This is a genomic window from Tunturiibacter gelidiferens (assembly GCF_013410115.1).
Taxonomy (GTDB): Bacteria; Acidobacteriota; Terriglobia; order Terriglobales; family Acidobacteriaceae; genus Edaphobacter; species Edaphobacter gelidiferens.
Genome location: NZ_JACCCV010000001.1, coordinates 1,126,509 through 1,151,928, shown reverse-complemented (window position 1 = coordinate 1,151,928; position 25,420 = coordinate 1,126,509). Strand labels below are relative to the sequence as shown.

The following is a 25,420-nucleotide window of genomic DNA, read 5'->3' as shown; positions in this document are numbered from 1 at the left end:
TCCAGTTTACTTATGAGAATCGGACGCGACGGGCAGAAGCGTCGTCGATATCTGGGGCCTTGCGGGAGCTGTGAGGCGGCGACCGAGCTGCATGGTGGGCCGTTCGATCAGGCGGTAGAAGATCTCCGTGACCATCAGGGTCATCGCGAGATAGAGGAGCAAGAGGAGGTCGAGGCGAACTCGTCCCATGAGGGTGTGGATGAGGGCGAAGAGGATGGTTCCGTGGATGAGATAGAGGCTGTACGAACGCTCTCCAAGGTAGTGGACGGAGCGGCTGGTGAGAAAGCGATGGAAGAGACGGTTGTTGATTGCGAAGACGATGAGCATGACGGCTCCGACGGCGACCAGCCAGTCGAACATGTCCTGAGGAATGGTGGGAAAGCGTTGGACCAGGCTGCTGGCGTTGCCGAAGCAGTAGAGGCTCAAAGAGACGAGGGCAGCGATCGTGACCTGACTGAGTGTGAGCCGGGCGTACCAGCGGTTGACTGCAGGAAGATGCTTTGCCAACAGCGACCCGATGATGAAGAAGGCCGCGTAGTGGAGGGTAAGCATCGTGTTGATGGCTGTCTCGTGAGTGCAGAGGTGCACTATGTTGGAAGACAGGTTGGCGAGGGGGAAACAGGCGGCCGAGAGCGCGGCGGCAGTGAGGATCAGCCAGATAGAGCGAAGGCGAAGGACAGCGACTGCAATCAGGGGGAAGATGAGAGAGATCCGCATCTCGTAGACAAGCGACCAGAAGGCGGTGTTGAACTGAGACCAGTTGTAGTTGCCGAGAAAGAGAACGTGCTGCATCACGAGATGTGAAGTTACAGGCTCGGACCAGGTGGAGTTGATCCAGTAGTTGTCGGAAGGCTTAGCCGGGAGATAACGGTCAAACACAACGGCGAGGGCCAATGCTCCCAGATAAGGGAGGTAGATGCGACAGATCCTTTTTAGAAGGAACGGGCCGTAGTTGAGGCGGTTCTTTTTTTGATAGGGGAGAGTGAGGACGAAGCCGCTGAGGAAGAAGAAGAGGATGACGGCCTGATGTCCGGCGATGAGGATTCTGAGGGGAGTCCGGATGAGGAGGTGGGTGACGTTGTCTGGACAGATGCGCGAAAAGTGGTGGAGAACGACGGTGAGAGCGGCCACGCCACGGAGAGAATCAAGCTCGTAGAAGCGCCTGGATTCGCGCTCCGGGCGCTGATTTGTCTCGTCTGGCATGGTCACGCCAAGTATAGCTTGGGGACTGATGAGCAATGGCGCGGGGCCTTAGTGTTCGAGCTGGAGGGAGCTGGGCTGCTGGCCGAAGCTGGTCTGAAGGAGTCGCGGGATGACGGGTTTGCGATGGCGGCGCGGGGGCGTGCCGGGGGTGGCGGGGTCGAGGCGGTAGAGAATGAGGAGGTTGCGCTCTGGATCGTCCATGGCGGGGAAGGCGGCGACGCGTTGCAGGTGATAGGTGGGGGTGAGGGCGTCCATCTTGTCGTCGTCAACCTGGTTCCAGGCGACGTACCAGCCGGGGTGGTAGGCCTTGACGCGGACGGCGAGGTCCATGGTGCCGAAGTCGTCGCAGATGGAGGGCAGGCCGGTCATGAGGGAGAGATTGGAACCGCTGATGGAGAGGATGAGCGGGTTGTGGGTGTGGTCGGCAGAGACGATTTTGCGGATCTGGGCGGCGGCGGAGGTAAAGGTGTAGTCGGGGGTGCGGACGTAGTGGAGGGTCTGGCGGGCGTCGGTGACGGTAAGGACGGCCAGAACGGCTACGATGCTGACGGTGCCTAGGCGGCGAAGGGCAGAGAGGGGTTCGGAGTTGGGTTGCGGGAGGGTCCAGAGGGTGGAGAAGACGACGGGAATCAACAGGGTGAGGGGGATTGCGAGGACGAGGTAGTAACGGGGCTGGAGGTTGTTGTGATAAGCGAGGAAGGCTGCGTAGCCCGCTGCCCAGAGCAGAAGGGCTGGAATGAGTGGGTTGCGGAGGAGGCGAGGACGGAGGAGGAAGGCTGAAAAGATGGCGAGGAGGGCCAGGGGGTAGAGAATGTTGCCGATCCAGAGGCCGTCGGTGATGGTGTCGCCGAGGACGGAGAGGGCGGTGGCGGGGGTGATGCCGGTGTAGGCGTTGGCGCTGAAGAGATAGTGATAGTCGTCGAGGAAGTGGGGGCGGACGATGAAGGCGTAGTAGGCGATCCAGGTGATGGCGGCCAGGGCTGCGGCGGGGAGTATCAGGCGGAGGAAGGGGCGAATGCGGTACCCGGCACGGGCCCATAAGATCCAGGCGACGGAGGGGAGGAGGAAGATGGCGGTGGTCTTGGTGAGGACCATGAGCGGGAGAAGTAAGCCGAGAGAGACGATAGGGATAGCTTGATGGAGGCGGGTGCGGAGATTGGTGGGGAGGCTCTCTGGCTGCAGGCCGGCGTAGGAGGCGGCGAGGAGGGCGAGGAGTGTGAGGAGGATGAGCAGGGGCTCGAGGATCGCCATGCGGGTGAAGACATAGCAGAAGGGACTGACCGCGAGGAGGAGGACGGCGATGGCAGGAGCGAGGGTGGTGGTGGGTTTGTGACCGGCAGGGGCTGTGAGATTTTGCCAGCGGCGGAGCAGAAGATAAGAGGCGGCAAGAATGAGGCCGAAGATGGCGACGGTGAGGCCGCGGGCGGCGGTGAGGCTGACGCCGGTGAAGCGGAAGAGGGCGGCTTCGAGGAGGGGCCAGATGGGGAGGGCGGCGGCGGGGTTGAAGTCGCCGGGGACGTACCAGTGGCCGCGCAGGAAGTGGCGGATGGCTGCGTCGCCGTACCAGCCCTCGTCGGTGTACTTGGCCCAGTCCATCCAGGGGGAGTGGTTGGGAAAGTCGGCGCTGAGGTGGAAGGCGTGCAGGATGAGAAAGATGGCCGAGACGAGGAGGAGGGCCGCCTCAAGGACGCGAAGAATGGGGAACGGGATGGAGCCTGGCCGCTTCATTGTGTACAGGAGGTTAAACGCAAGTCTGATGTAAGAGTTCAGGGTATTACAGAATTAGTACGGAGGGATGCAAAGAGTTGCGCAAGGGTTGATATCTGGGGTAACGGCTGGGCCCGTGTGGGGGTTGAGGACTGTGACGGAGTGCTATTCTTCCACTCAAACGCAGTGGGGAAGCGAGAAGAGAACGGATGATGGAGGGCCCAAAGAAGGTCGTCAGCGTTTTGCTGAGTCTTATCGTTCTGTCGGCGGGCTTTCTGGATTACTGGAGCTACAGTCAGGCGTTCCATACGGAGCCGGGGATCTGGATGGACGTGGTGGGGGGGACCGCAGATGCGCCCAACCAGTATCGAGTTGGGGTGATCGATACGGCGTACTTTCTGGCTGAACATACACATCTGTCGCTTCGGTACATGCTGACGGTTCTGGATGTGATCGCGGGTTTTATCGCTTTGTTTGCGCTGTTTCTGGTGCTGCGGCGTTCGGCTGTGTATCGCGAGGCCGGGCGGACGGGACAGTGGTTTGGGGCGGCGGGGTTTGTGGTTCTGGTGCAGTTCTACCTGGCGTGGCTGCTTTGGTATCAACGGCCTGAGACGTTGCCTACGGCGGCGATTTTGGCGCTGGCGGTGCTGCTGCTGGCTGTGCCTTTGCGTGTCGGCACTGCGATGGTTGGGTTCTTGCTGTTGGCTGTGGCGCAGGGATTTGTGCGCGCCGATGTCGCGTTTGCGCTGCATGCGGGGATTCTGCTGGTTTGTCTGACGCCTTTGGGGCGGGAATTTGCGCTGCCGCGGGGGGTGCAAGCGAGCACGAGCGTGGTTTCGCTGCTGATGGTGGTGGGGATTCAGTATGGGCTGATGCGATGGATGTTTCCGCAGACGGGCTATGGAAGAACGGCGGTGTTTCAGCTTCTTTTGAATTTGAGTTCGGCGGCTTCGTGGATTCCGTTTTGGCTGTTTATGGGGCCTTTTGCCTGGACGGTGTGGATGGTTGTGAGGCGGCGGGAGCGGATGGAAGCGGCTGGGGTGGGGGTTTTGGCGGGAGCACTGATCTTTCTGGGGATGTGGCTGGTGGTGGGGAGGGTGAAGGAGGTGCGGATCTTTCTGCCGTTTGCGCTGGCGCTGGCGCCGCTGACGGTGGAGTTGGCGATGCAGCGGTTTCTACCGGTGAGGGTGGATGCGCCGTCGGGATCGCTCTGAGCTGTTGGTTGCTGGTGGATGGTGGTAATGAGGTGGTTTTCTGGTGGTGAGATGTGGTGTTTTGACAGCGTCTTTTTGTGGTGGAGGACGCGCCAGTGGCGGCTTTTCGCGTTTTGGTGGTGGATTTTTTATTGCGGGTGCGGCAGGCTAAAAGTGGGGGGATTTGGGGCGGCTGTTTGTCAAGGGGGTAGGCTTTTTGGAAGTGGGTCAGTCTCCGGTCAGCTCGTTACTCGGGAGCGATGCGGAACTGTTGAGCGTGCACGAAGTTCAACGAGTGCATTTGCGATTTAGCAACAATTGAGAAAGAAGTGCGGCAACTTCCGGCTCGCCAACCACATACTCGGGACGCTAAAGATGTCAGCGGCTGCCTACGAAAAGGCGTCAGGTGTTGAACAGAAGAAAGAGGGAGACGCGGAATGAGCGCCTCCCTTGAGTTTTTGCGGCTCGGTCGATTGATTAGAATGGCCCGCCGTAACCGAGCAACAGACGCAGGCCGTTGCCTTTCTGCCAAGTGGAGTCCGGCTGGTTCTTGATGAAATCGCGGAAGGCGACGTGTGCGATCTCCGCCTTGATCTGCTGGGCACGCAGGGAGTTGGGATCGAGTGGATTGCCGGGCAGCGGTGCGGCGAGCTCGTTGGGAAGGTAGTTGTTGATGAGCGCCTCGTAGCCCTCCTGAGCACGGGGGGCGTTGGGGTGGCTGAAGAGCTCGAGCTGACCGGCTTTGGTGGAGTAGTCGTAGAACTCGAGCTGTACGGTGGTGGGGTCGATGTCGACGGAGTGCGGCTTCCAGTCGGCGTAGACACCAACCTTGGTGTCGTCAGTACGGAGGGCGAGGATGTTGGTTGGTGCTCCGTTGAAGTTGTAGAAGTCGGGAGCGATCTCGTCGGTGGCGAAGAGGAGGTAAGACCGGCCGGGAGCCCAGCGCGACTTCAGCATGGAGTACATGTCGTGCCGGTTGTTGTAAATCTGGTCGTAAGGATACCTCGTTAGCCAGGTTGTGTCGCCCTTGTGGCCGAGGGTGACGAACATGTTCAGCAGGTCGACGGAGGAGCAGAGGCCGGTTCGGATGGTGTTGGTGTCATCGGTGAAGCGGCCGCTGGGGTCCATGACGATGAGCGGGATGTGGGTGGCCTCCTCATAGACGGTGCCGATCTTGCCCTGAACGAGGCCGTGCGAGCCGCTGTACTCGCCGTGGTCGGAGGCAAAGATGATGACGGTGTTGTCGATGACGCTCTGCGGCAGCTTGTGGAGTTGATCGAGGACGTCACCGATCTCTTCATCGACGATCTTAGTGATCTGGGTGTAACTGTCGAGACCGCGTTGCCAGTAGTAGAAAGGCGCGACGCCCGTGCCGAAGGTGAGGTTTCCGTTGCCGTAAGGAGTGACGCGGAAGCCGAACTGAAACGGGTCAGGAGTGATGCCTCCCCAGATGGCTGCTTGAAACTGCTGGATGAAGGTGTGGGTGGTGGGTTTGTTGAATGCCGCGTAGTGGTTGGGGTTCTGCCAGTTGTCCGGAAGGAAGGAGTAGCCGAAGGGGGGAGGGGATTTGAGCTTGTTGGTGTTCCAGTCGACAATCGGCGGAGTGGTGGTGTAGTCGGTGAACTGCGCGAGCTGGGCGCTTGTGGGTTTGTTCTTGTTGTAGTCCGCGAAGAGGTCGGTGTAGGTGAGGAACTCCGTTCCCGCGGGGAAGAACTCGCGGTCGTGCGGGTTGACGTAGCCGATGGTCAGGAAAAATGGGGCATCGTTGGTCTTGACGTTCTGCAGGTAATTGACGGCCTGGTTGGTGGTGTAGGCATCGTTGTGGTACTGGGGGGTGTTGTTGAAGTCGCCGTAGGTGCCCTGCAGGTTGCTTCCGGTGGGGTCGGGGGGACTGTTCCAGTCGAATCCGTAGGGGGCGGTGTCGGCGGGGCCACTGGGGACGGAGACATGCCACTTGCCGAAGTAGGGGGTTTTGTAGCCGGCTGCCTGAAGGAGCTTGCCGAAGGTAGGGAATGCAGGATTGAGGACCGGCAGGTTGGGATTGTTGAGGATCGTGGTGATGAGCCAGCTTTGATGTGAGTAGAGGCCGGTGATGATGGTGCCGCGGGCAGGTGTGCAGGCGCAGGCCGCGGTGTGGTAGTTGGAGAACTTTACGCCGCGCTTCCAGACGTGTTTGTAGAGGTTCGGCATGAAGCGCTTGAAGTATTCTTCGGCGCTGTTGACGCCGACGGGGAAGACGGAGGGCCAACGGAGCTCGTCGACGAGGATGAAGATGACGTTGGGTTTCGCTCCTGGTTGTGTGATGTTTTGAGAGAAACCAAGGCGAGTGGCGACACTGGCGCCTGCGACGGCGGCGGTGGTTTTCAGGAAGTCTCTGCGCTTCATATGTATGTTCTCCAATGGATGAGATTCGTTGCTGTTGAGAGTGAACTTCGGAGAGGCCCGAAGCCGAAATAGCAACCCACGTAGGGAGATAACCGAGCACAATGGTTGACCTGAATTTGTTCCAGAGCCCCTTTAGCTGATGCACCATGCGGCAAACAGCTTTTCGAGAGCGGAAGGGCTCTCGATGAGGCGCCGTTTTAGTGGAATGAATCGGGTAGCCGGTGGATTCCTGGGGGATTCAGGGGGGCAATAGATTCTTGGGGGACCAGGGCCGACGAGAGTCGCGAGGGAAGATCACTTACGCGACGGGCAAATTTTACGCCGGGTGCCAAGAGGGGTCAATTCAATACTTGGTAAAGATCGAATGGATCGGTGTGCTTTTTTAGCCCTCTACATTAGGCCTCTACATCAACCCCAGCCGCGAGCAAACTTCTGCGACCGAGGAAGACTGGGTAACGTCCAAACAGTTCTTACTCGTAGGAGAGGGCGTCGATGGGGTCTTTGCTGGCGGCTTTGAGGGCTGGGTAGAGTGCGCCTAGAAGGGCTCCGATGAAGGCGATGGCGGTGGCCTTCCAGACGTAGGGGACGTTGATGACGAAGTCGAGCGTGGGGAAACGGGCTTCTAGCGCGGCGCTTAGGGCGAAGCTGGCCGCGATGCCGAGGACGATGCCGATGGTGGCGAGGACGCCGGTCTCGCGGAGGACGATGCCGACGATGTAGGAGCGGGAGGCTCCCATGGATTTGAGGATGCCGATCTCGCGGGTGCGCTCCATGACGGCGGTGTACATGGACTGGAAGATGACGAGGAAGCCGATGATGACGGCGATGCCGATGACGACCTGAAGGCCGATGTTGAAGCCGGGAAGGCGATCGGGCGAGATGGAGGAGAGATACTCCTCGGCGGTGGCGACGTTGTAGGTGCTCATGCCGGGGGTGGCGAGGATGTCCTTGCGGACCTCGTCCTGGTACTTCGGCTGGTCTTCGGTGCGGAGGTAGAACATGGTGGCCTTACCTTCGGTGCCGGTGAGCGAGCCCATGGTGTCGATGGGGACGAACTTGCGGCCGCCTTTGCCGTGGGCGACGATGCCGGAGATGCGGAAGGGGTGGTTGAGGATGCTGATGTGGTCGCCGACCTTCTTACCTGCGGCGGCGTAGTCGTCGAGGATGACGTCGTCGGGGCCCTGGAAGGGTGTGCCGGAGAGGAAGGTGAAGGGGAGGAGCGCGTCGAAGCTTTTGAAGTCGATGCCGTAGATGGTGTCGAGGGAGCTGTTGATCTGGACGTTGACGGGGGCGGAGACGATGACGTGGGGGATCTTGGCGAGGACGTCCGCGACCTTGATGGAAGCTCCGGCGGGGCTCATGCCGATGAGGTTGCTGGCGGTGTTGGGGCGGACGAACATGTCCATGCCGATGCCGTTCTGGCGGGTCTTGAAGCCGTTGAGCTTGCCCATGAGGATCGCGGTGATGGAGAGGATCATGATGACCTCGATGGCGATGGCGAGGCAGCTGATGAGCGAGCGGAGGGGACGGTGGACCAGATTGCCGGCTACTAATTTATTCATTCTTGTATCAGTGTATGGGAATGTCCTGCCGGACGGGCCTCCTGCGCGGAGGGCGGCCACTTCGTGGCGGGTATACCGCTTCGCCTGGTCCTCCCGTTGGTCGCGAAGGAAGTTGATTCCGACCAACGGGAGGACCAGGCGAAGCTTTAAAAAGGCGTGCGAACGCCCGCTTATCGTGCCTGATCCGGCTCTGCGGGAGGGGGGAGGAGAAGCCGTCCGGCGATGCTTCGGACAGATCCTCCCCGACGGAGTTCGATGCCTTCGGGGCCGATAAAGAGGGTTCCGATCAGGGGTGCAACATAGGCGCCGACGACTGCGGCAAAGACGATACCGAACGCGGCGTAAGTGGCTGTGTATACCATGTTGCCGATGTCGCCCTCCGGGGCGGTGTGGCTATAGAGGACCAGGACGAGGAGCCCCCAGGGGGATTGCCGGGTGTCTCCGCAGAGTGATTCGAAGACAAAGAAGAGAAGGAACCAGATGGCAGGGGCAAGGAGAAAGACCCCCTTCCATCCTGCGAGATGGAACGCGGTGGAGGTAGAAGAAAACGAGACGCCGGTGCTCTCATCCTGTTCTCCGAGGAGCCCGACTTCATGCGCGTAGATGTTTCCGCTGAGCAGGATGGGTTTATTCGGCCAGATAAAGTGAGGGACCAGATTCTCAAAGGCCTCGAAGATGGGGTAGAGGCCGAAGGTTCCAAACTCCGCGGTTCGGTTGATGAGAGCGTCATCGACCGAGATCATTTGCAGGCGATCGAAGAGTCCCTGGGGGTTGTTGAAGTAGCCGAGAACGCGGTTGTCATAGGACTCGGCGGAGGTTTCTAAGAACTGCTGGCGGACGTAGCCCAGGTTTGAGAGGAGCGAGATCGCAGTTGAAACGCTGGCGCCCCCGTTCTCCTCGCGAAAGTTTCTTCCGTATTGGGCGTAGGGGACGAGGTATCGAAAGACGAAGATGGTCACGAGGATTGCGCCGGCGACCTGAGCGCGATTGAGTTTGTATCGCTGGGAGGCTATAGCAAGCACCCAGCAGGCGAAGGGAGCGAACATTCCTTCTTTCGAGAAACCAAAGACGCCAATAATGAACATGATGGCGCCGGCGAGCAGGACGGGCAGGTTGACGCTGCGTCTGCCGCCGCTGCGGCGAATCGTGTTGATGACACCAAGTACGATCGCCATGGGGAAGAAGCGATTGAGCTGACTGAGAGCGCTGAGGACCGACCCGCTGCCGGAGGGGATCAGGCTAAAAGCGATATTGAGGACAAGGCCCGCGATGAGACTGCCGACGGTAGCTGTCTGCATCTTGGCGTCAGTGACCATTTTTCCCAGGAGCGCGCGCCGGGGCGCGAATCTCTTAGTGAGGTAGACGGCCACCAGCATCATGCACATTCCGGCGAGCAGGACTCTGATAGTGAGGTCGGGAGCGAAGAGGTTGGAGTCTGCCGGCTCGTCGAGATAAGCCTTTACGCAGAGACCAACGATGACGCCGAGTACGGAGTTGAAGAAGATGAAGGCGCCGGAGGTTCGAGTGAACCCTCCGGCGACGTTGAAGGCGTGCGTGGCGACCAGAATATAGAAGAAGCAGCCGAGAGCGAAGGTAGGGCTGGTGCCTTGAGAGAGCTGGATGACCAGGAGGGTCGCCGCAAAGAAGAATACGGGGACGATCGGAATGCTTTCGGGAAAGGGGACGCGCACTCGTTCTCTTTCTCAACCAGGACTGGGACGGCTTCGAGAAGGTCTGCGATCGCAGGTAGGGAACTCTACGTTTGGACCGTCAAAAGCTGGAGGATTTTCGATCGACGCTTCAACTGCGATGATAGCGATTGGGCAATGGATCGTCAAAGGAATCCCTCTTAAGTGGGAGTGGATAGTGACGACTTCGAAGTAAACATGCCTAACTACTCTGGTTCCAATATGGTAAGCGGGCACGCGTAACCCAAAAGTAGCTTTGACTTTGACAAATGACCCGGTCTATTCTTCGATGAATTAGCGTGTGCCGCGCAGGAATGAGGCCTGCGCCGATAAGGGTTAGACGGAGCGAATGGAACGATTCGGCGACGAGCTACGGCGGGAGCGGGAGAGGCGCAAGGTCTCGATGGAGAGGATCTCCGACGAGACGAAGGTGTCGCTGCGTCACCTGGAGGCGCTTGAGGCCGGAGAGTACGACGCTTTGCCGGGCGGGGTGTTCCGAAAAGGTATTCTTCGCAGCTATTTAGCAGCGGTGGGGTTGGAAGAGGCTCCGTGGATCGAACGGTTCGAGGCGACCCTGAGGGAGAGTGGCGCGGGCAGCGAAGATACCGATTGGACTGAGTTCGCGGAGAATGTGCGAAGGAACAGAAGTGGTGTCGAATCGAAGACGAACATTCGATGGATGGGCGTCGGAACCATGGTGACGATGCTGGGGGTTCTGGGCTGGGCGGTGTGGAAGTTTGCGTTGCATGGGCGGTTGATCCCCTGACGGAACTCTTTTCTCTTGCCTGAGTGCAGTGACATTTCGCCGGCCAAGCGCGGCTGTCTGCTCCTTCATTTACCATTTCGTTGAGACCGGGTGGGCGATCCGCACTACGGTTTATCGGCCGATGTGTCTGTGGGATACATGCTTACCGCGTTGTTTTTAGCTTGCGCAAAGGATTGGATTCAGCCTTGGTTTCAGGCGCGTTTAGGTCCGTGATGCTGGGTGGGCTGTGATTTGTGTTGATGATGTTTGCGGGGACAATGCTGGTTGCGGTGGCCAGCTACGAGGTGTACGAAAAGCAGTGGCTTAGGTTGAAGCGGCGATTTTGCGTATCACGAACCAGAGAGTTTTGCCGGTTGATGCAGGATATCGCCGTTGAATGATCATCTTCGCCGACGGATGCGTCCTTTTGCCCGGTTGGGCGAGCGTGGGTAGAATAGACAGAACGCACGCTGTTACGGGCTAAGTGTCCGGGCAGGTACTCTTTGGAGGAGTTTTGGCTAAACGCGACCGTTTTTTGTTTACGAGTGAGTCTGTCACTGAGGGGCATCCGGATAAGATCGCTGATCAGATCTCCGATGCGATTCTGGACGCCTGCCTGGCGCAGGATCCCTATAGCCGCGTGGCGTGCGAGACGCTGACCTGCACGGGTCTGGTGGTTATCGCCGGGGAGATCACGACGCAGGCTTATGTCGATTTCCAAAGCCTGGTGCGGGGGACTGTTGCCGCGATTGGGTATGACAACGCGCTCTATGGGTTTGATTCGAACACCTGCGCGGTGATCTCGACGATCAACAAGCAGTCAGGCGATATCGCCATGGGTGTGGATACAGGCGGCGCGGGCGATCAGGGAATGATGTTCGGGTATGCGACGAACGAGACCCCGGAGCTGATGCCGACGCCGATCTCGCTGGCGCATAAGCTGGCGCAAAAGCTGAGCGAGGTTCGCAAGTCGGGGCTGATGTCGTACCTGCGGCCGGATGGCAAGAGCCAGGTGACGGTGGAGTATGACTCGGATAACAAGCCGAAGCGGGTGGATGCGGTGGTGATCTCGACCCAGCATGCGGAGAACGTTGGCAATGAAGAGCTGCGCGCGGATATTTTGAAGCACGTGATTCAGGCTGTGATTCCTGCGGCGTTGCTGGACCAGGATACGAAGTACCACATCAATCCGACGGGCCGGTTTGTGGTCGGCGGACCGATGGGCGACACGGGTTTGACGGGTCGGAAGATCATCGTCGACACGTATGGCGGCATGGGACGGCACGGCGGCGGAGCTTTCAGCGGTAAGGATGCGACGAAGGTGGATCGTTCGGCGGCGTACATGGCGCGGTACGTGGCGAAGAACATCGTCGCGGCTGGGCTGGCGGATCGTTGCGAGGTGCAGTTGGCCTACGCGATTGGCGTGGCAGAGCCGGTGAGCGTGCTGGTGGATACGTTTGGCACGGGCAAGGTCGATGAGTCGAAGCTTGAGGACCTGGTTCGGAAGAACTTCTCGCTGACGCCGAAGGGCATCATCGAAGGGCTCGATCTGCGTAAGCCGATCTTCAAGGCGACGGCAGCGTATGGTCACTTTGGCCGCAAGGGCGAGGGCTTTACGTGGGAGAAGACCGACAAGGCTGCTGCGCTGGCGGAGCAGGCTGGGGTGAAGCAGGCTACTGCGAAGTAAGCTGTGTTGAATTCGCTGAGAAAGGGCGGGCCTTCGGGCCTGCTCTTTTTTTGGGGGGAAATGTCGACTTGCCGAGGACCGTTTTTGCGAAGGTTGAGACGCAAGCCGAAGGGACGGGTGTCGTATTGGCCGGAGATGGGGTACTCTGGTCGGGCTTGACACTTCCCTTGAAGCATTCGCATCGATCAACCTATGGCGCCAGCAAAGAACATGCAGGAGTTAGCCGATAGCGAGCTCGCCTCTTTGGAGCAGGTGAGGTCGTCTCTCTCAAAACTCTGGCTGATCTCCGCATTAGTGATTGGCCTGGTACTGATTGCCCAGTCCTTGTCGGGCCATTACGGGGAAGATCCTGAGCCAGCGTGGAAGTGGTTTCTGGGGTCGGTCATGCCGACGGTGGGCGTTATCGTCGGTGCGCTCTGCTACACGGCGCTCGACGCGCGACGGCTGAAGTATGTGGTGAGACGATCTTTTTTGAGGCTGTGTTATGCGCTCTCGATTGTCTACCTGCTGCTGGTCGTACTGACCATCGCGATAGAACCTTTCGTCGCGGCGGACTCTTTTGAGCTGATGCGAATCTCCAAATACTGGCTGGCTCCTGTTCAGACTCTGGTGGCTTCAGTGATTGGGGTGCTGTTCTTTAAGGCGGCACCACCGGAAAGCTCGCTGACGTAATGCGTGTCTCAGCGGAGCGAGAGAGCTGACCAGATACCTGCGTTTTTGAGCTGCGTCCGAGCGTCCGGCGCACTGTCCTCGACAAAGAGCGTGCCGTGGTCGAGGTCTCGCCTGAACTCATAGATGAGAGCCGTGCAGTTGTAGCCGGGAGCGATGGGTGTGGAGGCGACTGAGCTGTCGAGTACGTTTGACCCCTCTGTAATCCATTGCCGCGCCTGGGTCTGGTCCGGCATTGCGCCGCTCTGACTGAAAGGTTTGTTCGAGATGACGAAGACGATGACCCGGTAGAAGCCAGGGCGAGCGTTGAAGAGAGCCTTCGCCCATTCCTGGAGAGAAGGTTGGCGCAGCTGTACCTTGCCCAGAGCCCAACGATCCGGAGGCGGCAAGGGCGCGCCGGTGGAGTCGATCTGCTCGATTCGTGTGACAAGGGCGAATCCACCGGGGACGGAGTAGTAGCTGTGCTCGACGTAGCCTTTGGATTCCAGCGCAGAGAGGAGAAGGTGATTGGCATCGTCGATCGAATGCAGGGGAGGCTGCTGCTTGAAGAGGTCTTCGGGAAGAACCTGCATACTGGTGCTGGGTGGAGGCGGCCAAGGGAAAGAGGGCGAGAGGGGCCGTGACGGCGCTTCCATATTTTTTTGGAATTCGTCCCGCATGCTCTGGTTAGCCGACGCGGAGTACCTGTTTTGCTGTTCGACGGTGCGCTGCATCGACTGCAGGATGGAGAGAGTGCCCGAACGAGCGGCTACGGCGCCATCCGCTGCGAGGACCCGACTCCCCGCTTGAACGAAAACCGGTTGTTTAGGGTTTTTGAGATAAGCCTGAGAGTACGCCATGTAAGCGTTAGAGAAGAGTTGTCCGGTTGCGGTGGAGGAGTAAGGCTCGAGGTTGGCGACTGCCTCATAAGTGACTCCCAAGGAATAGAGCCTGTAGGACTCATCCAGTTGGTTTGGGAGAGGGCCTTTGTGGGTCAGCATGGTGAACATATCGAACCACCGTCCTTGTTGGCCGAGCAGGCTGGCTTCGCGAAGCGATCCTACGGGAAGAGGCACCTCGATCTCCTGCTTGCCGCCGAAGAACTCTTGCGTGAAGAGGCTGATGAAGTTGTCGACCAGCCTGGCGTTTAGCAGCTCGGCGTCTGGACTTTGAAGGGTCGCGCGCCCGGAGTCAAGGGACGCCTCGACGTTGAAGGTTTTTTTGCTGTCCTGCGTGGCTCCAGGCTCGCGCAGGACACATGTCACTGTCAGGAAGCCATTCCAGTTGTTGTCGGCAGCCGATTGGGGTTCCGAGGTCGCTTTGGGCTGCTCGGGCGGTGCGGCCTGTGCTCTTGAGTTCCGGTAATTGGAAAGAGAGAGATCGATTCGGGTGGCTATGTCAGAAGCGTTGACGACAGAGATTCCGCGCGAGGCAAGAGTGGCCGCAACCCTGGTGGAGAGGCTGGTTGCCAGTTCGGGGTAACCGACTCCGCTGATATTGAACGCCACGCGCTTCTCGAAGAGAGGGAAGTCAGGAGGCGTTTGCTTGACCAGTTTGGCGGTGAGGCGATCCGTAGTGCCGAACCCCTGCGCTGTTGCCTGAGCCGTGCAGACCTGGAGCGTGCAAAACCCCAGGGAGATCGCAAGGAGAGCGCGGGTATAGCGATTTGGCAGAGGGCTTTGCATTTGCAGGGCCTCCGGAAGTAAACGGATCTTACGAGATGCGCCATTTTACCGAAAGAGCCTCAACCTGTCGCCGAGTCAAATTTTCTGCGCGGCGCGATGTACGCACCGTCGCGTTGCCCTTTTGTGTGAGGTCACGCCGCGGGATCGACTCGAACTGGTGAACTTGCTTCTTTCTTTTTGGTGGTGGGGTTCAGGGGGAGATGCAGTAGACTGCTGGCTATCGCTTAATTGCATCACATTCAATACCAACCCCAATAGAGATGAGGGTTTTCGATGCTTGTTAAGTCTGAATACGATATTGAATTTCACCTTCCTATGCCTACTCCAATGGTGGCGATGTTGCATCTGCACCCGTCGCTGGAGCCCCAGGTGCGCGCGGGGAATGAACTGAAGGTCGAACATATCGACCAGGACGCGAAGACAGATGTTCCGTTGTCGGAGTACCACGATGTGTTTGGGAATCGGTGCACGCGGTTTGTTACGCCGGCGGGTGCGATTCGTTTGAGCGGGACGAGCGTTGTGGAGATGGAGGGGTTGGCCGATCCGATCAACGCCTATGCGCAGCAGGCTCCGGTGGAGAATCTTCCGTCTGAGGTATTGCAGTTTTTGCTGGCGAGCCGGTACTGCGAGGTGGACATGTTTGGGCCGATCTCGCAGGATCTCTTTGGCTGGATGACGCCGGGGTGGACGAAGGCTTCTGCGATACGCGACTGGGTGCATGAGAAGGTGATGTTCAACTACAAGACGGCACGGCCGACGAAGACGGCGATGGATGTTTATGCGGAGCGGATTGGAGTTTGCCGGGATTATCAGCATCTGGCGATCACGCTGTCGCGGTGCCAGAATATTCCGGCGCGGTATGTGACGGGGTATCTCGGGGATATTCGCTGGCCCTATAGCGGGGCGGGGGATTTTAGCGCGTGGTATGAGGTGTTTCTTGATGGGCGCTGGATGACGATGGACGCACGGCATAACGAACCGAGGGTGGGGCGAGTGCTGATGGCTGTGGGACGGGATGCTGCGGATGTGGCGATTACGACTTCATTCGGGAATGCGATTTTGACGAACTTTTATGTGGACAGCTATGAGGTGCTCGCGGATGGGACGACGGTGCCAAGCCTGCCAGGTGCGATAGCGCAGGAGCCTCTGGTGACGTCGGCGAATCGCGGCTCGGCGGGAGCGGTTCAGGGTTTGGCGGAGTAGAAGGTGTAGGTGGCGGTGTAGGGTACGCGGGTGGTGGCTGTGAGGTGTTGGGCGTCGCACCCGGTGGTGGGAGCGATGCCGCCGTGGGTGTCAGAGCGGCGGATGAACTCTACGTGGGTCATGATGCCGGAACCGGTGGGGCTGGCGGCTTTGAGGAGAAGCCAGGGGATCGCTCCGGGTTCGGGAGATGGGCTTTTTTGCAGGAGCTCGCCCTTTGTCGAGCTGCCATCTTTCGAGATCCAGATGGGACCTGCGCTGTGGGTGCCGACGGTGAGGCCGGATTCGTCAGTGAGGGTGGCCTCGGGAGCCTTGAAGATCCATTGGGGGCCGGTGTCGGTTTGCTGGCAGGCGTAGACCTGTACCCCTTTGCCGGCGACGGTGAGGATGGGGCGTTGCGGGGGCGGCGGGACGGTGATTGACAGATCGGTGGGGCTTTGAGCGGAGGAGAAGGCCGCAAAGATGACAGTCGCGGAGACGGAGAGACGGAGAGAGGTTCGCAGTTTCATCGACCGTAGTTTACGCCGTAGAGGTTTCACTACTTTGAAGACACGAAACGGAGTGTGCGGATCTTCGGTGGGTGGGAGGATACTGGAATGACAGAGACAATGACGATGACGAGTGCAGCGAAGAGCGATGTGGTGGTTCCGAGTTACTTTCCCGGGAAGCAGTGGCAGCAGGTGCTGGGGCGGGATGCGAGCGCGGATGGGCAGTTTGTGTACGCCGTGAAGTCCACGAAGGTGTATTGCAAGCCTAGCTGTGCGAGCCGTCGGCCTTCGCGGAAGAATGTGACGTTCTTCCCTACCCCGGCGCTGGCTGAGGCTGCGGGATACCGGGCTTGCAAGCGGTGTGAGCCGGAGAGTGCCGAGGCGAAGGCTGATCCGCAGGCGGGTGCGATTGCGGCGGTGACGGAGTATTTGAAGGATCATGCGGAGGAGAGGACGAGACTGGCCGATGTGGCGAAGGCTACGGGTGTGGGGCGACTGACGATTCTGCGTGGGTTCAAGCGCGTGCTGGGGGTGAGTCCGGGGCAGTATGCGAAGGAGGCTCGGCTGGAACGGTTCAAGAGCAGGGTGAGGGAACCCAAGAAGGTGAAGGCTCCGATTACGGATGCGATCTACGACGCGGGGTTTGGGTCGAGCAGCAGGTTGTATGAGAAGAGTAAGGCGACGCTGGGGATGACTCCGCGGGTGATGCGGGAGGGTGGGGCTGGGTTGTTGATTCGGTACTGTACGGCGGCTAGTCGGTTGGGGCGGATGCTGGTGGCGACGACGGATGTGGGGATCTGCTCGATTGCGTTTGGGAAGGATGATAAGGAGTTGATTGCTGGGCTGCGGGAGCAGTTCTCGAAGGCGCAGCTGGTGGTGGCTAAGGGGAACACGGGGTGGCTGGCGGATGCGGTGGCGTTTGTGTCGAGTCAGCTTGGGGAGCATCCGCTGGCAGCTACGTTTCCACTGGATGTGAGGGCTACGGCGTTTCAACAGCGTGTGTGGAAGGCGCTGCAGGCTATTCCGCGGGGGGAGACGAGGAGTTACTCGGAGGTGGCGTTGCAGTTGGGCGCGCCTTCGGCTTCGCGTGCGGTAGCGGGGGCCTGTGGGGCGAATCCGATTGCGATTGCGGTGCCTTGCCATCGTGTGGTGGGTAAGGGTGGGGCGATCACTGGATATCGATGGGGCGTTGAGCGGAAGAGGCGGCTGCTGGAGGCTGAGCGGGCGTGAGGTTTGCTGGTGAGCGACAATGATTGCACGATGAGTGCTGCCAGGAGCAAACCGCTGCCGGATGGGTTCAAGAGTTGGATCATAGCGAGCGTATCGGTGCTGCTGTTTTCGCTCATGCTCTTGCTCGGGGATATTGTTGCGGCGTTCGCTTATTTTTCCGAGAAGACGAATCCGCTCTGGGTCACGCTGCTGGGAGTAGCGGGTGCATTCGGCGTGGTACTTGGGTTCGCGGGGCTGTTTGTGCTTTTGGCGTTCGCAGGATGGCGATCTTATTCAGAGTCAAAGCGAGTGCAGATTATTCCGCCGGCGCGTTAAAGCGATAGCCACGACTAATGGATCGATCCGTCGAGAGTGAGACAACGCTAGAAACTAGCGCCTCCCCCGCCGCTATCTCCAGCGCCGAACCCAGTGAAACCGGAGTCGGACGCTGGCGGAATGGGGACTGTGTCAAAGCTGGGAGGATTTAGGTAGGGATTCGGCGAACTGCCGGTGTTCCAGTAACGTCCCCATGTTTTCGCAACTCGCTTTTCGGCTGACCGACAGTGTCGGCAGCTCTGGAGGTATTGAGAATGCGCAGGACAGTGCTGGGGAGTGCGCTCCACACCCAGGAGCTTGCGCATAAGTCTTCAAACTGAACATTTGGGGATTGTACTCACAAAGAATGTCTCTCAATTACTGCCTTGTGTTCACCCGAGAAGATTCTCGATCTTGCGCACGTGAAAGATTAGAGTAGAGCGATGTCGAAAGCGGTTCCTGAGATGGCGGTGGATGGACGGGCGCTTTACTCGAAGATTACGTGGCGGCTGATTCCTTATATTTTTCTGCTTTACATTGTGGCGTATTTGGATCGGGTGAATGTGGGGTTTGCTGCTTATGATCTGCAGCGGGATCTGCACTTCAGCAATACCGTGTATGGGACGGGCGCGGGGATTTTCTTTCTTGGGTCGGTGCTGTTCGATCTGCCTAGTAATTTGATGCTGACGCGTGTTGGTGCGCGGATATGGATTGCGCGGATCATGATCTCTTGGGGCGTGATCTCGACCTGCATGATGTTTATGCACTCGAAGGAGTCGTTCTATGTGCTGCGGTTTTTACTAGGTGTGAGTGAGGCGGGATTTTTCCCGGGGATGATTATTTACCTGACGTATTGGTTTCCTACGCAGGAGCGGGCGCGGGCGGTGGCGAAGTTTATGACGGCGACTTCGCTGGCGGGAGTGGTGGGTGGGCCGCTTTCGAGTTATCTGCTAAAGCTGGATGGAGTGGGGGGATTGGCGGGTTGGCAGTGGCTGTTTGTATCGGAGGGAGTTCCTACGATTCTGCTGGGGATATCGGTGCTGTTTGTGTTGAAGGATGGGCCGTCGAAGGCCGGTTGGCTGCGGCCTGAGGAGCGCACGTGGCTTGAGGGGGAGTTGCAGAGGGATAAGGAGCGGTTTGGGGCATCGACGCACCATAAGCTGCTCGATGCATTTCGATTGCCGGCGCTTTGGGTGCTTGCGGGTGTTTATTTTGTGAGTCAAGTGGGTGTGTACATCGTGAATCTGTGGATGCCGCTTATTCTGCAGAGCTTCTCGCATGGCGGGGAGCGAGATGCGATCTTGATTGCGCGCTACGCGACGTTTCCTTATCTGGCGGCAGCGGTGATGACGGTGGTGGTGGGGTGGAGTTCGGATAGACGGAATGAGAGGCGATGGCATATTGCTGGATGTCTGACGTTGTCGGCGGTGGGGTTTGCGTGGGCAGCGTGGGCGCATGCTTTGGTAGTTGCGTTGTGCGCGATGACGCTGGCGGCGATTGGACTCTGGAGCATGATGGGGCCGTTCTGGACGTTGGCGACGAGCATGCTGAGTGGGACGGCGGCAGCGGGGGCGGTGGCGATCCTGCAGATGGTTGGGGGAGTGGGGGGATTTGCGGGACCATATATGACGGGGCGGCTGCGAGATGCGACGCAGAGCTTTACCGGGGGGCTGTATCTGATCAGTGCGATGGCGCTGGGTGCTGCGGGGCTGGCTCTGGTGGCAAGGAGTAAAGAGACTCGGGCGATTGCGGAGAATGAGCACTAGCAATTTTCGTGGGCCAAGTTTTCTTGATTGCTTTGCATCCCTGAGATGTCTAACGGCTGCGTGATTTTGATAAACAGAGAGCATGGTCATCTCACTGAAAAGACTTAGGAAGAGTTCGATGGGGCCAATTGCAGCGACGCTTATTTCATCGGGGAATAATGGTTGCGATGATATTCTGGATCAAGTAAAAATTCAGCATTTTGAGGTTTCCTATTATGGCGACAGCGACAGTCGATAAGGCAGCAGCGGACTACAAAGTAGCCGATATTTCTCTGGCGGATTTTGGCCGGAAGGAGATTGAGATCGCCGAGCAGGAGATGCCCGGGTTGATGTCGATCCGCAATAAGTATGCCGCGGGTAAGCCGCTGGCTGGCGTTCGCGTGACGGGCTCGCTGCATATGACGATCCAGACGGCTGTACTGATTGAGACGATGGTGGCGCTGGGCGCGAATGTGCGCTGGGCGAGCTGCAACATCTTCTCAACCCAGGACCATGCGGCGGCGGCGATTGCGGCGGCAGGCGTGCCGGTGTTTGCCTGGAAGGGCGAGACGCTGGAGGAGTTCTGGTGGTGCACGAATGAGTCGTTGAAGTTCCCTGATGGAAAGGGTGGACTGCTTGGTCCACAGCTTGTGATCGATGATGGCGGCGATGTGACGCTGCTGATCCACAAGGGCGTTGATATGGAGAAGGGCGACAAGTGGATTGACTCGCCTTCGAGCTCGACCGAAGAGGATGTGATCAAGGCTCTGTTGAAGAAGGTGCATGCCGAGCATCCGAGGCGCTGGCAGGATGTGGCGAAGGAGTGGCGCGGCGTTTCGGAAGAGACGACGACGGGCGTCCACCGGCTCTACAAGATGCTCGAGAAGGGCACCCTGCTGGTTCCGGCGATCAATGTAAACGATTCGGTTACAAAATCGAAGTTCGACAACCTGTATGGCTGCCGCGAATCGCTGGTGGATGGCATCAAGCGCGCGACTGACGTGATGATTGCGGGTAAGGTTGCAGTCGTTTGCGGATACGGCGATGTGGGCAAGGGCTCGGCTGCTTCGCTGCGTGGCCTTGGGGCGCGAGTGGTCGTAACGGAGATCGATCCGATCAATGCGCTGCAGGCTGCGATGGAAGGGTACGAGGTCACGACGATTGAAGAGACGCTGGGCCGTGGCGATATCTACGTTACCTGCACGGGCAACGTGGACATCATTACCGTTGAGCATATGAAGCTGATGAAGGACCAGGCGATTGTGTGCAACATCGGCCACTTCGACAACGAGATTCAGATGGAGCCGCTGAATGCGCTGAAGGGCGTGAAGAAGCTGAACATCAAGCCTCAGGTGGACAAGTACACGTTCGAGAGCGGCAACAGCATCTTCGTTCTGGCCGAGGGCCGGCTGGTGAACCTGGGCTGCGCGACTGGGCATCCGAGCTTTGTGATGTCGAACAGCTTTGCCAACCAGACGCTGGCGCAGCTTGATCTGTGGAAGAACAAGGATACGTACAAGATCGGGATCTACATTCTGCCGAAGAAGCTGGACGAAGAGGTTGCACGGCTGCATTTGGAGAAGATCGGCGTGAAGCTGACGACGCTCTCCAAGAAGCAGGCGGATTACCTGAGCGTTCCGGTGGAAGGACCGTACAAGGCGGATCACTACCGGTACTAAGCTTCAAGACGAAACAAAGGGCCGCTGAGGAGTTCCTCGGCGGCCTTTTTGTTTTGCTGCATGGAGAGAACAAGGCACGTTCATTCAGTATTCAGGATTGCAGTGGAAGATCGGGGAGGCGTATCCGTTACCGCACCTTGTTGTTGTGCTTGTCGCGGTAGATACGGCGGGATTCCTGGTTCTGCTGCTTGTGAATCGTCTGGCGGTCGGATTTGGTGAGCTGGCCGTTGTCCTGGGCGCGCATACCGCGCTCTTCTTTATTGATGCCGGCTTCCTGATGCTCGAGGTGAGCGGTTTCGCCGGCGGTAAGCTGGCCGCTCTGAACGCCCTGGCCGATACGCTGCTGTTGGTCGGCTTTGCGCTGGTTGATGTTGTAGTCGTTCTGGCCAGGGGTGGGGGTCTGCGCGAAGATAGCGGCGGGGGCGAGAGTGAGAGAGGCGATGAGGGCAAGTTTGGTGAGGTTCATGGTGGCGCTCCTGTAATTTATTGCGGTCGCTTCAATCTTGCTGCTACCGCTTACGGAGGGAATAGACACAGGGGCTTTGCGGGTGTTGTGGTAAATCGAAGAAGTATATTTTTTCGAAACGCCGCGACTTTCGCGCGCTCTATGGGTATGCGCGAGGCTTGCTGTGGATTTACTTTGCGAGAACGGCCTGGCGGCGCTAGTTCGTGGCGGGGTCGAAGTCGCTGGCGGTAATGACCTGGAGGCCCGGTGCGGAGGCCGGCTGTTGATCAATGAGGATGACGGTATGGGCTGAGCCGGAGGAGTATGTGACTTGCGAACCGTTGTAGACCGCGAGAGATGAATTGGGGGGGACGGTTCCGGCGGGCAGCATGACGAATGAGTAGGCACCGGCCGGGATGTTGAGGTAGCCGGTGTTCGCGCCGAAGGAAATGTTGGTCACGGTGGGCGCGACGGCGGTGAGTCTCTGACCGGCGGGGACGAGATAGATGTCGACGGCACCCGAGCGCGTGGCCTGGTTGAGGAAACGGAGCGCGATCTGGCCCTGGGGTGCGGGTTGGCTCTGATCGGTGAGGGTGAGCTGCTGCATGCTGGCGGCGGTGCTGCCAATGAGAACGGTGTATTGACCAGAGGCTGCGAAGTTCATCCTCGATATGGAGAGAAGCTGCCTGGTTCCGGCCGTGTTTGCGGCGATCGTGTCGCTGCCGGGTGAGAGCGGAATATAGGACGTGATGGTGCCGAAGCCGAGGTTGTGAGCGAGGGCGTTGGAGCCCTGATAGATGTCGAGCCTGGGAGCGTCAGGGGAGGCGGTGACGACGCGAACCTGAGGTGCGGGAGCAGTGTTGACGATGGCTCCGCATCCGCTAAGTGTGAGCAGGATCGCTATGGCCGCGGCGACGCGAGCGACGAGATGAATGAGATTGAACATAGACCGTCGACTAGTGATCCTCAAGTTGATGGAGGCGCCGCGCTGCTTCCACTTTACTCGATTTCACTACGCAGGAGAGTGCAGAACGGATGGAGGGTATGACCAATCTGTGGGATACGGGGTAATCATCAGATTTTGTTTGTGATTGCCAGGACTTTGTAACGCGCGAGTCGGACCGATTGCCGCACGGTGCGGAGATACGCTGCTTCACTTCATAAAGCGACGTGACTGGATTGCGGTTGGAGATTTCAATTATTAGTAGCTGTGCGGCTGATGGTGCAGACGAGGAGGGTCATGTCGTCGTGCTGCGGAGCGCCGGCGGTGAATTTGTCAGCAGCGTCAAAGATGCAGGTGAGGAGTTGGTCAGCGGTTGTGGTGCACTCCGGGCGGTTGAGGAGTTGGCGGGCCGATGCAAGCATGTTGTCTTCGCCCCACTCTTCTTCATCGTGGTTCATGGCTTCGGAGATGCCGTCGGTGAAGGCGAGGAGGACGTCACCGGGATGCAGTTGGAGCGTAGCCTGGGAGTATTCGGCGTCGGGGAGGAGGCCAACTACGGTTCCGGTGGGTTCGAGGGCGATGGTTTCGGTGCCGCGGAGGACATAAGGAGGGTTGTGACCGGCGTTGACGTAGGTGAGTAGATGATTGATGGGATCGTATTCGGCGTAGAAGAAGGTGGCATAGCGGTTAGCCGTGGAGGACTCATAGACAAGTTTGTTGACGTGGGAGATGAGAGCGGCGAGATCGCTCTGCTGCAGGCCGGCGATGCTGCGAAGACTGGCTCGGAGGCTTGCCATGAGGAGCGCGGCGGAGATCCCTTTGCCGGAGATGTCGCCGAGGGCGAGGGCCAGGCGGGAGTCTGTGGTTGAGTCTGAAGGGAGGAGGAAGAAGTCGTAGTAGTCGCCTCCGACGACCTGAGCGGGGCGGCAGAATCCTGCGAGATCTACGCCTGAAAGTTTGGGATAGGTCTGCGGGAAGAGGCGCTCCTGGACCTCGCGGGCGATCTCGATCTCGCGAGAGATGCGTTCGCGCTGGGCTACCTCGGTGGTGAGGTTTTGGAGGAGTTCGGCGTTTTCGAGGGCGAGGCCGGTCTGTGAGGCGATGGTCTGGAGGAGCTGGCGGTCGGTTTTGGTGTAGGGCTCCTCGGAGCTTTTGGGGCCGAGGGCGATGACTCCGGCGAGGCGAGTGCGGCCGGGCAGAGGAACGAGGAGCTCAGTGGACAGGTCGTTTAGGGCGTTGCGTTCGGCGTCGGTGGCGTCGATGAGCCAGCTGGAAGGGTCGTCGCGATAGACATTGGCGGGGGCTTTAGCCCGGCTGAGCGTGGTGATGGTGGTCGAGGCGGCCGGAAGAGAGAAGAACTGGGGTCCACCAGCGGCGGGCATGGGCATTCCGGTGGCTAGTTGGAGATGATAGTTATCGCCGGAGCGGAGGAAGACGGCGATGCGGTCGATGTGCAGGGTTGAACTGAGGCGGCGGGTGATGGTTTCGAGGAGCGGAGTGACTTCGGTGAAGTTGCGGGCTTCGTCGGATAGCTCGGAGAGAAGCTGCTCGGTGGAGTAAGCCTCGCGGAAGAAGCGCTGGTCGATCATCTGTTGCAGACGTTTGGAGACGACGAAGCGGAAGGCGAAGAAGACTCCGATGATGCAGAGAATGCGAATGATGTCGTTGCGTTGATGGTCGGGGTGCCTGAAGAAGTCGTTGAGGGAGAAGGCCAACCAAATGGCGAGTCCAACTCTTACCACCGTAAGAGATTCGCGGGCGAAGGCGTAGCGGGTTCCCTGGCGGATGATGATGCGAAGATCCATTGCACGCTGTACGACGACAACGTAGGCGAGCGAGAGCGGGAACATAAGAAGAGTGAGGAAGACGGAGATATTGACCCACTCAGGGATTCCCTGTCCAACGTCGCTTTCGCGAAAGATGGATACCGCAAGGAGGAGAAACAGTGGGGTGAGTCCGACCGAAGTTCCGACTAAGAGAACGCGGAGGCGGCGACGGGCATCTCCGGTGGCTTGCCCGATCTTTGGACCGAGATTTAAGAAGAACCAACAGATTGCGATGGCGCTCAAGACATTTTCCGTAACGTTGACGGGGTACATGTAAGGAACGAACCAGGAGATCGAAGCGAAGCTCCACATGTCGCCGTAGTTGGCGATGAAATCCGTGGAGCAGAGGAGGATGAGGGGAATCGCTATGACCCATTTGACCCAGGGGAACTTGATATCGGTTTGTGAGCGATCAGGAAAGTAGACCCCAAAGAACATAAGGCAGATCGGCATTGCCGCCTGCGCCACGATATTCCAGGTCAAGGCGAGGGGAAGGAGGTAGGGTCCGACGATCAGGGTCGGGTTGATGATAAGAGCGTCGAAGTAGCAGAGGATCCCCAGAATTAGCCAGGCATTTAAATTTCTCGGACGAGCGAAGACCACCCACAAACCGATGAGAAGACAGAAGAAAGGCAATACGGCGAATATGACGTTGACTGAGATTTGGAAGGGCGAGAGCTTCTGGGACTGAAGCGCGGCTAGTCGGATGCTGGTTGATTCAATTGCTGCGTCAGAGCCGTGGCGGTAGGTGATTGTCATTGGGTCGCCCGGCGAGGCCCGACGGATTTGGCCGAGAAGCATACTGCGACTGGTGTACGGCTGGCCGTTGATAGTGAGGATGGTGTCGAAAGGTTTGATACCTGCGGCAAGAGCCTCTTCGCGGAGGTTGGTCGTGGTCGCCAGGCGCGCGCCGCTTTCGAACGGGGCTCGAACGATGGACTGGCCGTGCACGAAAACGTTGAAGTCGCGAATAGCAGCACCGTACGCATGCAGAAGCGCAAGTGCGGCTACGACAGCGAGAAGAAAATACTGGAGGCGTGCGGATCTCTGGGGCATAGGCCAGTTGG

The 25,420-nt window shown here is 58.9% G+C and carries 19 protein-coding genes; 9 read left to right on the top strand and 10 right to left on the bottom strand.

Translation table 11 applies throughout. The annotated features are described in order from the left end of the window. Positions 1-6 precede the first annotated feature (6 nt). Together HDF12_RS04920 and HDF12_RS04915 are read right to left on the bottom strand one after the other, a co-directional pair. Positions 7-1,203: an acyltransferase family protein gene (locus HDF12_RS04920; protein ID WP_179581485.1), complete on the bottom strand. Its 1,197-nt coding sequence runs from the start codon at positions 1,201-1,203 to the stop codon at positions 7-9. 48 nt (positions 1,204-1,251) lie between these two features. Continuing rightward, a complete protein-coding gene (locus tag HDF12_RS04915; protein WP_179581484.1) occupies positions 1,252-2,931 on the bottom strand; it encodes a hypothetical protein in 1,680 nt (559 codons plus the stop codon). Positions 2,932-3,119: 188 nt separating this feature from the next. Here HDF12_RS04915 and HDF12_RS04910 point away from each other — a divergent pair, with 188 nt between their 5' ends. Beyond that, positions 3,120-4,124 carry a hypothetical protein gene (locus HDF12_RS04910; protein WP_179581483.1) on the top strand — a complete coding sequence of 335 codons (1,005 nt, stop codon included), beginning with the start codon at positions 3,120-3,122 and terminating at the stop codon, positions 4,122-4,124. A 456-nt stretch (positions 4,125-4,580) separates the two neighbouring features. On the opposite strand, the gene HDF12_RS04905 is transcribed toward HDF12_RS04910, so the two are convergent. The 3 genes from HDF12_RS04905 to HDF12_RS04895 all read right to left on the bottom strand — a co-directional run bounded on the left by HDF12_RS04905 (position 4,581) and on the right by HDF12_RS04895 (position 9,741). After that, positions 4,581-6,488, bottom strand: a complete 1,908-nt coding sequence (locus HDF12_RS04905) for a sulfatase-like hydrolase/transferase (RefSeq protein ID WP_179581482.1) — start codon at positions 6,486-6,488, stop codon at positions 4,581-4,583. Positions 6,489-6,958: 470 nt separating this feature from the next. Continuing rightward, on the bottom strand, positions 6,959-8,050 hold the full coding sequence (locus HDF12_RS04900) for an ABC transporter permease (protein ID WP_179581481.1): 1,092 nt from the start codon (positions 8,048-8,050) through the stop codon (positions 6,959-6,961). 170 nt (positions 8,051-8,220) lie between these two features. After that, entirely contained in the window at positions 8,221-9,741 is a 1,521-nt protein-coding gene (locus HDF12_RS04895; RefSeq protein ID WP_179581480.1) for a hypothetical protein, read from the bottom strand. 346 nt (positions 9,742-10,087) lie between these two features. Between HDF12_RS04895 and HDF12_RS04890 the strand changes: the two genes are divergently transcribed. From HDF12_RS04890 to HDF12_RS04880, 3 genes are all read left to right on the top strand, one after another. After that, a complete protein-coding gene (locus tag HDF12_RS04890) occupies positions 10,088-10,504 on the top strand; it encodes a helix-turn-helix domain-containing protein (RefSeq protein ID WP_179581479.1) in 417 nt (138 codons plus the stop codon). A 493-nt stretch (positions 10,505-10,997) separates the two neighbouring features. Next, positions 10,998-12,170 carry a methionine adenosyltransferase gene (gene metK, locus HDF12_RS04885; protein ID WP_179581478.1) on the top strand — a complete coding sequence of 391 codons (1,173 nt, stop codon included), beginning with the start codon at positions 10,998-11,000 and terminating at the stop codon, positions 12,168-12,170. Positions 12,171-12,362: 192 nt separating this feature from the next. Beyond that, positions 12,363-12,842, top strand: a complete 480-nt coding sequence (locus HDF12_RS04880) for a hypothetical protein (RefSeq protein WP_179581477.1) — start codon at positions 12,363-12,365, stop codon at positions 12,840-12,842. 8 nt (positions 12,843-12,850) lie between these two features. Here HDF12_RS04880 and HDF12_RS04875 read toward each other — a convergent pair whose 3' ends face one another. Next, positions 12,851-14,503: a hypothetical protein gene (locus tag HDF12_RS04875; RefSeq protein WP_179581476.1), complete on the bottom strand. Its 1,653-nt coding sequence runs from the start codon at positions 14,501-14,503 to the stop codon at positions 12,851-12,853. A gap of 273 nt (positions 14,504-14,776) precedes the next feature. Between HDF12_RS04875 and HDF12_RS04870 the strand changes: the two genes are divergently transcribed. Then, complete coding sequence (locus HDF12_RS04870) at positions 14,777-15,706, top strand: transglutaminase-like domain-containing protein (RefSeq protein ID WP_179581475.1); 930 nt, start codon at positions 14,777-14,779, stop codon at positions 15,704-15,706. On the opposite strand, the gene HDF12_RS04865 is transcribed toward HDF12_RS04870, so the two are convergent. Beyond that, positions 15,688-16,212 (bottom strand): DUF3455 domain-containing protein, encoded by a 525-nt coding sequence (locus HDF12_RS04865; RefSeq protein WP_179581474.1) that lies wholly within the window; start codon positions 16,210-16,212, stop codon positions 15,688-15,690. The genes HDF12_RS04870 and HDF12_RS04865 overlap by 19 nt on opposite strands. Positions 16,213-16,299: 87 nt before the next feature. On the opposite strand from HDF12_RS04865, the gene HDF12_RS22630 reads away from it, so the two are divergent. The 4 genes from HDF12_RS22630 (at position 16,300) to ahcY (ending at position 21,139) form a co-directional block, all read left to right on the top strand. Next, positions 16,300-17,421 (top strand): bifunctional transcriptional activator/DNA repair enzyme AdaA, encoded by a 1,122-nt coding sequence (locus HDF12_RS22630; protein WP_306457995.1) that lies wholly within the window; start codon positions 16,300-16,302, stop codon positions 17,419-17,421. A gap of 30 nt (positions 17,422-17,451) precedes the next feature. Continuing rightward, positions 17,452-17,736 (top strand): hypothetical protein, encoded by a 285-nt coding sequence (locus HDF12_RS04855; RefSeq protein WP_179581473.1) that lies wholly within the window; start codon positions 17,452-17,454, stop codon positions 17,734-17,736. Positions 17,737-18,158: 422 nt separating this feature from the next. Beyond that, the gene (locus HDF12_RS04850; RefSeq protein WP_179581472.1) at positions 18,159-19,481 is read left to right on the top strand and encodes an MFS transporter; all 1,323 of its coding nucleotides are present in this window, start codon (positions 18,159-18,161) and stop codon (positions 19,479-19,481) included. A 215-nt stretch (positions 19,482-19,696) separates the two neighbouring features. Then, the gene (gene ahcY, locus HDF12_RS04845; protein ID WP_179581471.1) at positions 19,697-21,139 is read left to right on the top strand and encodes an adenosylhomocysteinase; all 1,443 of its coding nucleotides are present in this window, start codon (positions 19,697-19,699) and stop codon (positions 21,137-21,139) included. 127 nt (positions 21,140-21,266) lie between these two features. Here ahcY and HDF12_RS04840 read toward each other — a convergent pair whose 3' ends face one another. The 3 genes from HDF12_RS04840 to HDF12_RS04830 form a co-directional block, all read right to left on the bottom strand. Beyond that, complete coding sequence (locus HDF12_RS04840) at positions 21,267-21,605, bottom strand: hypothetical protein (RefSeq protein ID WP_179581470.1); 339 nt, start codon at positions 21,603-21,605, stop codon at positions 21,267-21,269. Positions 21,606-21,801: 196 nt separating this feature from the next. After that, positions 21,802-22,530: a DUF4397 domain-containing protein gene (locus tag HDF12_RS04835; protein ID WP_179581469.1), complete on the bottom strand. Its 729-nt coding sequence runs from the start codon at positions 22,528-22,530 to the stop codon at positions 21,802-21,804. Positions 22,531-22,778: 248 nt separating this feature from the next. Continuing rightward, positions 22,779-25,409 (bottom strand): SpoIIE family protein phosphatase, encoded by a 2,631-nt coding sequence (locus HDF12_RS04830; RefSeq protein ID WP_179581468.1) that lies wholly within the window; start codon positions 25,407-25,409, stop codon positions 22,779-22,781. Positions 25,410-25,420 lie beyond the last annotated feature (11 nt).

Coding starts and splice junctions, on each gene's coding strand:
- HDF12_RS04920 (WP_179581485.1), bottom strand. CDS start 1,203: ATGCCAGACGAGACAAATCAGCGCCCGGAGCGCGAATCCAGGCGCTTC.
- HDF12_RS04915 (WP_179581484.1), bottom strand. CDS start 2,931: ATGAAGCGGCCAGGCTCCATCCCGTTCCCCATTCTTCGCGTCCTTGAG.
- HDF12_RS04910 (WP_179581483.1), top strand. CDS start 3,120: ATGATGGAGGGCCCAAAGAAGGTCGTCAGCGTTTTGCTGAGTCTTATC.
- HDF12_RS04905 (WP_179581482.1), bottom strand. CDS start 6,488: ATGAAGCGCAGAGACTTCCTGAAAACCACCGCCGCCGTCGCAGGCGCC.
- HDF12_RS04900 (WP_179581481.1), bottom strand. CDS start 8,050: ATGAATAAATTAGTAGCCGGCAATCTGGTCCACCGTCCCCTCCGCTCG.
- HDF12_RS04890 (WP_179581479.1), top strand. CDS start 10,088: ATGGAACGATTCGGCGACGAGCTACGGCGGGAGCGGGAGAGGCGCAAG.
- HDF12_RS04880 (WP_179581477.1), top strand. CDS start 12,363: ATGGCGCCAGCAAAGAACATGCAGGAGTTAGCCGATAGCGAGCTCGCC.
- HDF12_RS04875 (WP_179581476.1), bottom strand. CDS start 14,503: ATGCAAAGCCCTCTGCCAAATCGCTATACCCGCGCTCTCCTTGCGATC.
- HDF12_RS04870 (WP_179581475.1), top strand. CDS start 14,777: ATGCTTGTTAAGTCTGAATACGATATTGAATTTCACCTTCCTATGCCT.
- HDF12_RS04865 (WP_179581474.1), bottom strand. CDS start 16,212: ATGAAACTGCGAACCTCTCTCCGTCTCTCCGTCTCCGCGACTGTCATC.
- HDF12_RS22630 (WP_306457995.1), top strand. CDS start 16,300: ATGACAGAGACAATGACGATGACGAGTGCAGCGAAGAGCGATGTGGTG.
- HDF12_RS04855 (WP_179581473.1), top strand. CDS start 17,452: ATGAGTGCTGCCAGGAGCAAACCGCTGCCGGATGGGTTCAAGAGTTGG.
- HDF12_RS04850 (WP_179581472.1), top strand. CDS start 18,159: ATGTCGAAAGCGGTTCCTGAGATGGCGGTGGATGGACGGGCGCTTTAC.
- ahcY (WP_179581471.1), top strand. CDS start 19,697: ATGGCGACAGCGACAGTCGATAAGGCAGCAGCGGACTACAAAGTAGCC.
- HDF12_RS04840 (WP_179581470.1), bottom strand. CDS start 21,605: ATGAACCTCACCAAACTTGCCCTCATCGCCTCTCTCACTCTCGCCCCC.
- HDF12_RS04835 (WP_179581469.1), bottom strand. CDS start 22,530: ATGTTCAATCTCATTCATCTCGTCGCTCGCGTCGCCGCGGCCATAGCG.
- HDF12_RS04830 (WP_179581468.1), bottom strand. CDS start 25,409: ATGCCCCAGAGATCCGCACGCCTCCAGTATTTTCTTCTCGCTGTCGTA.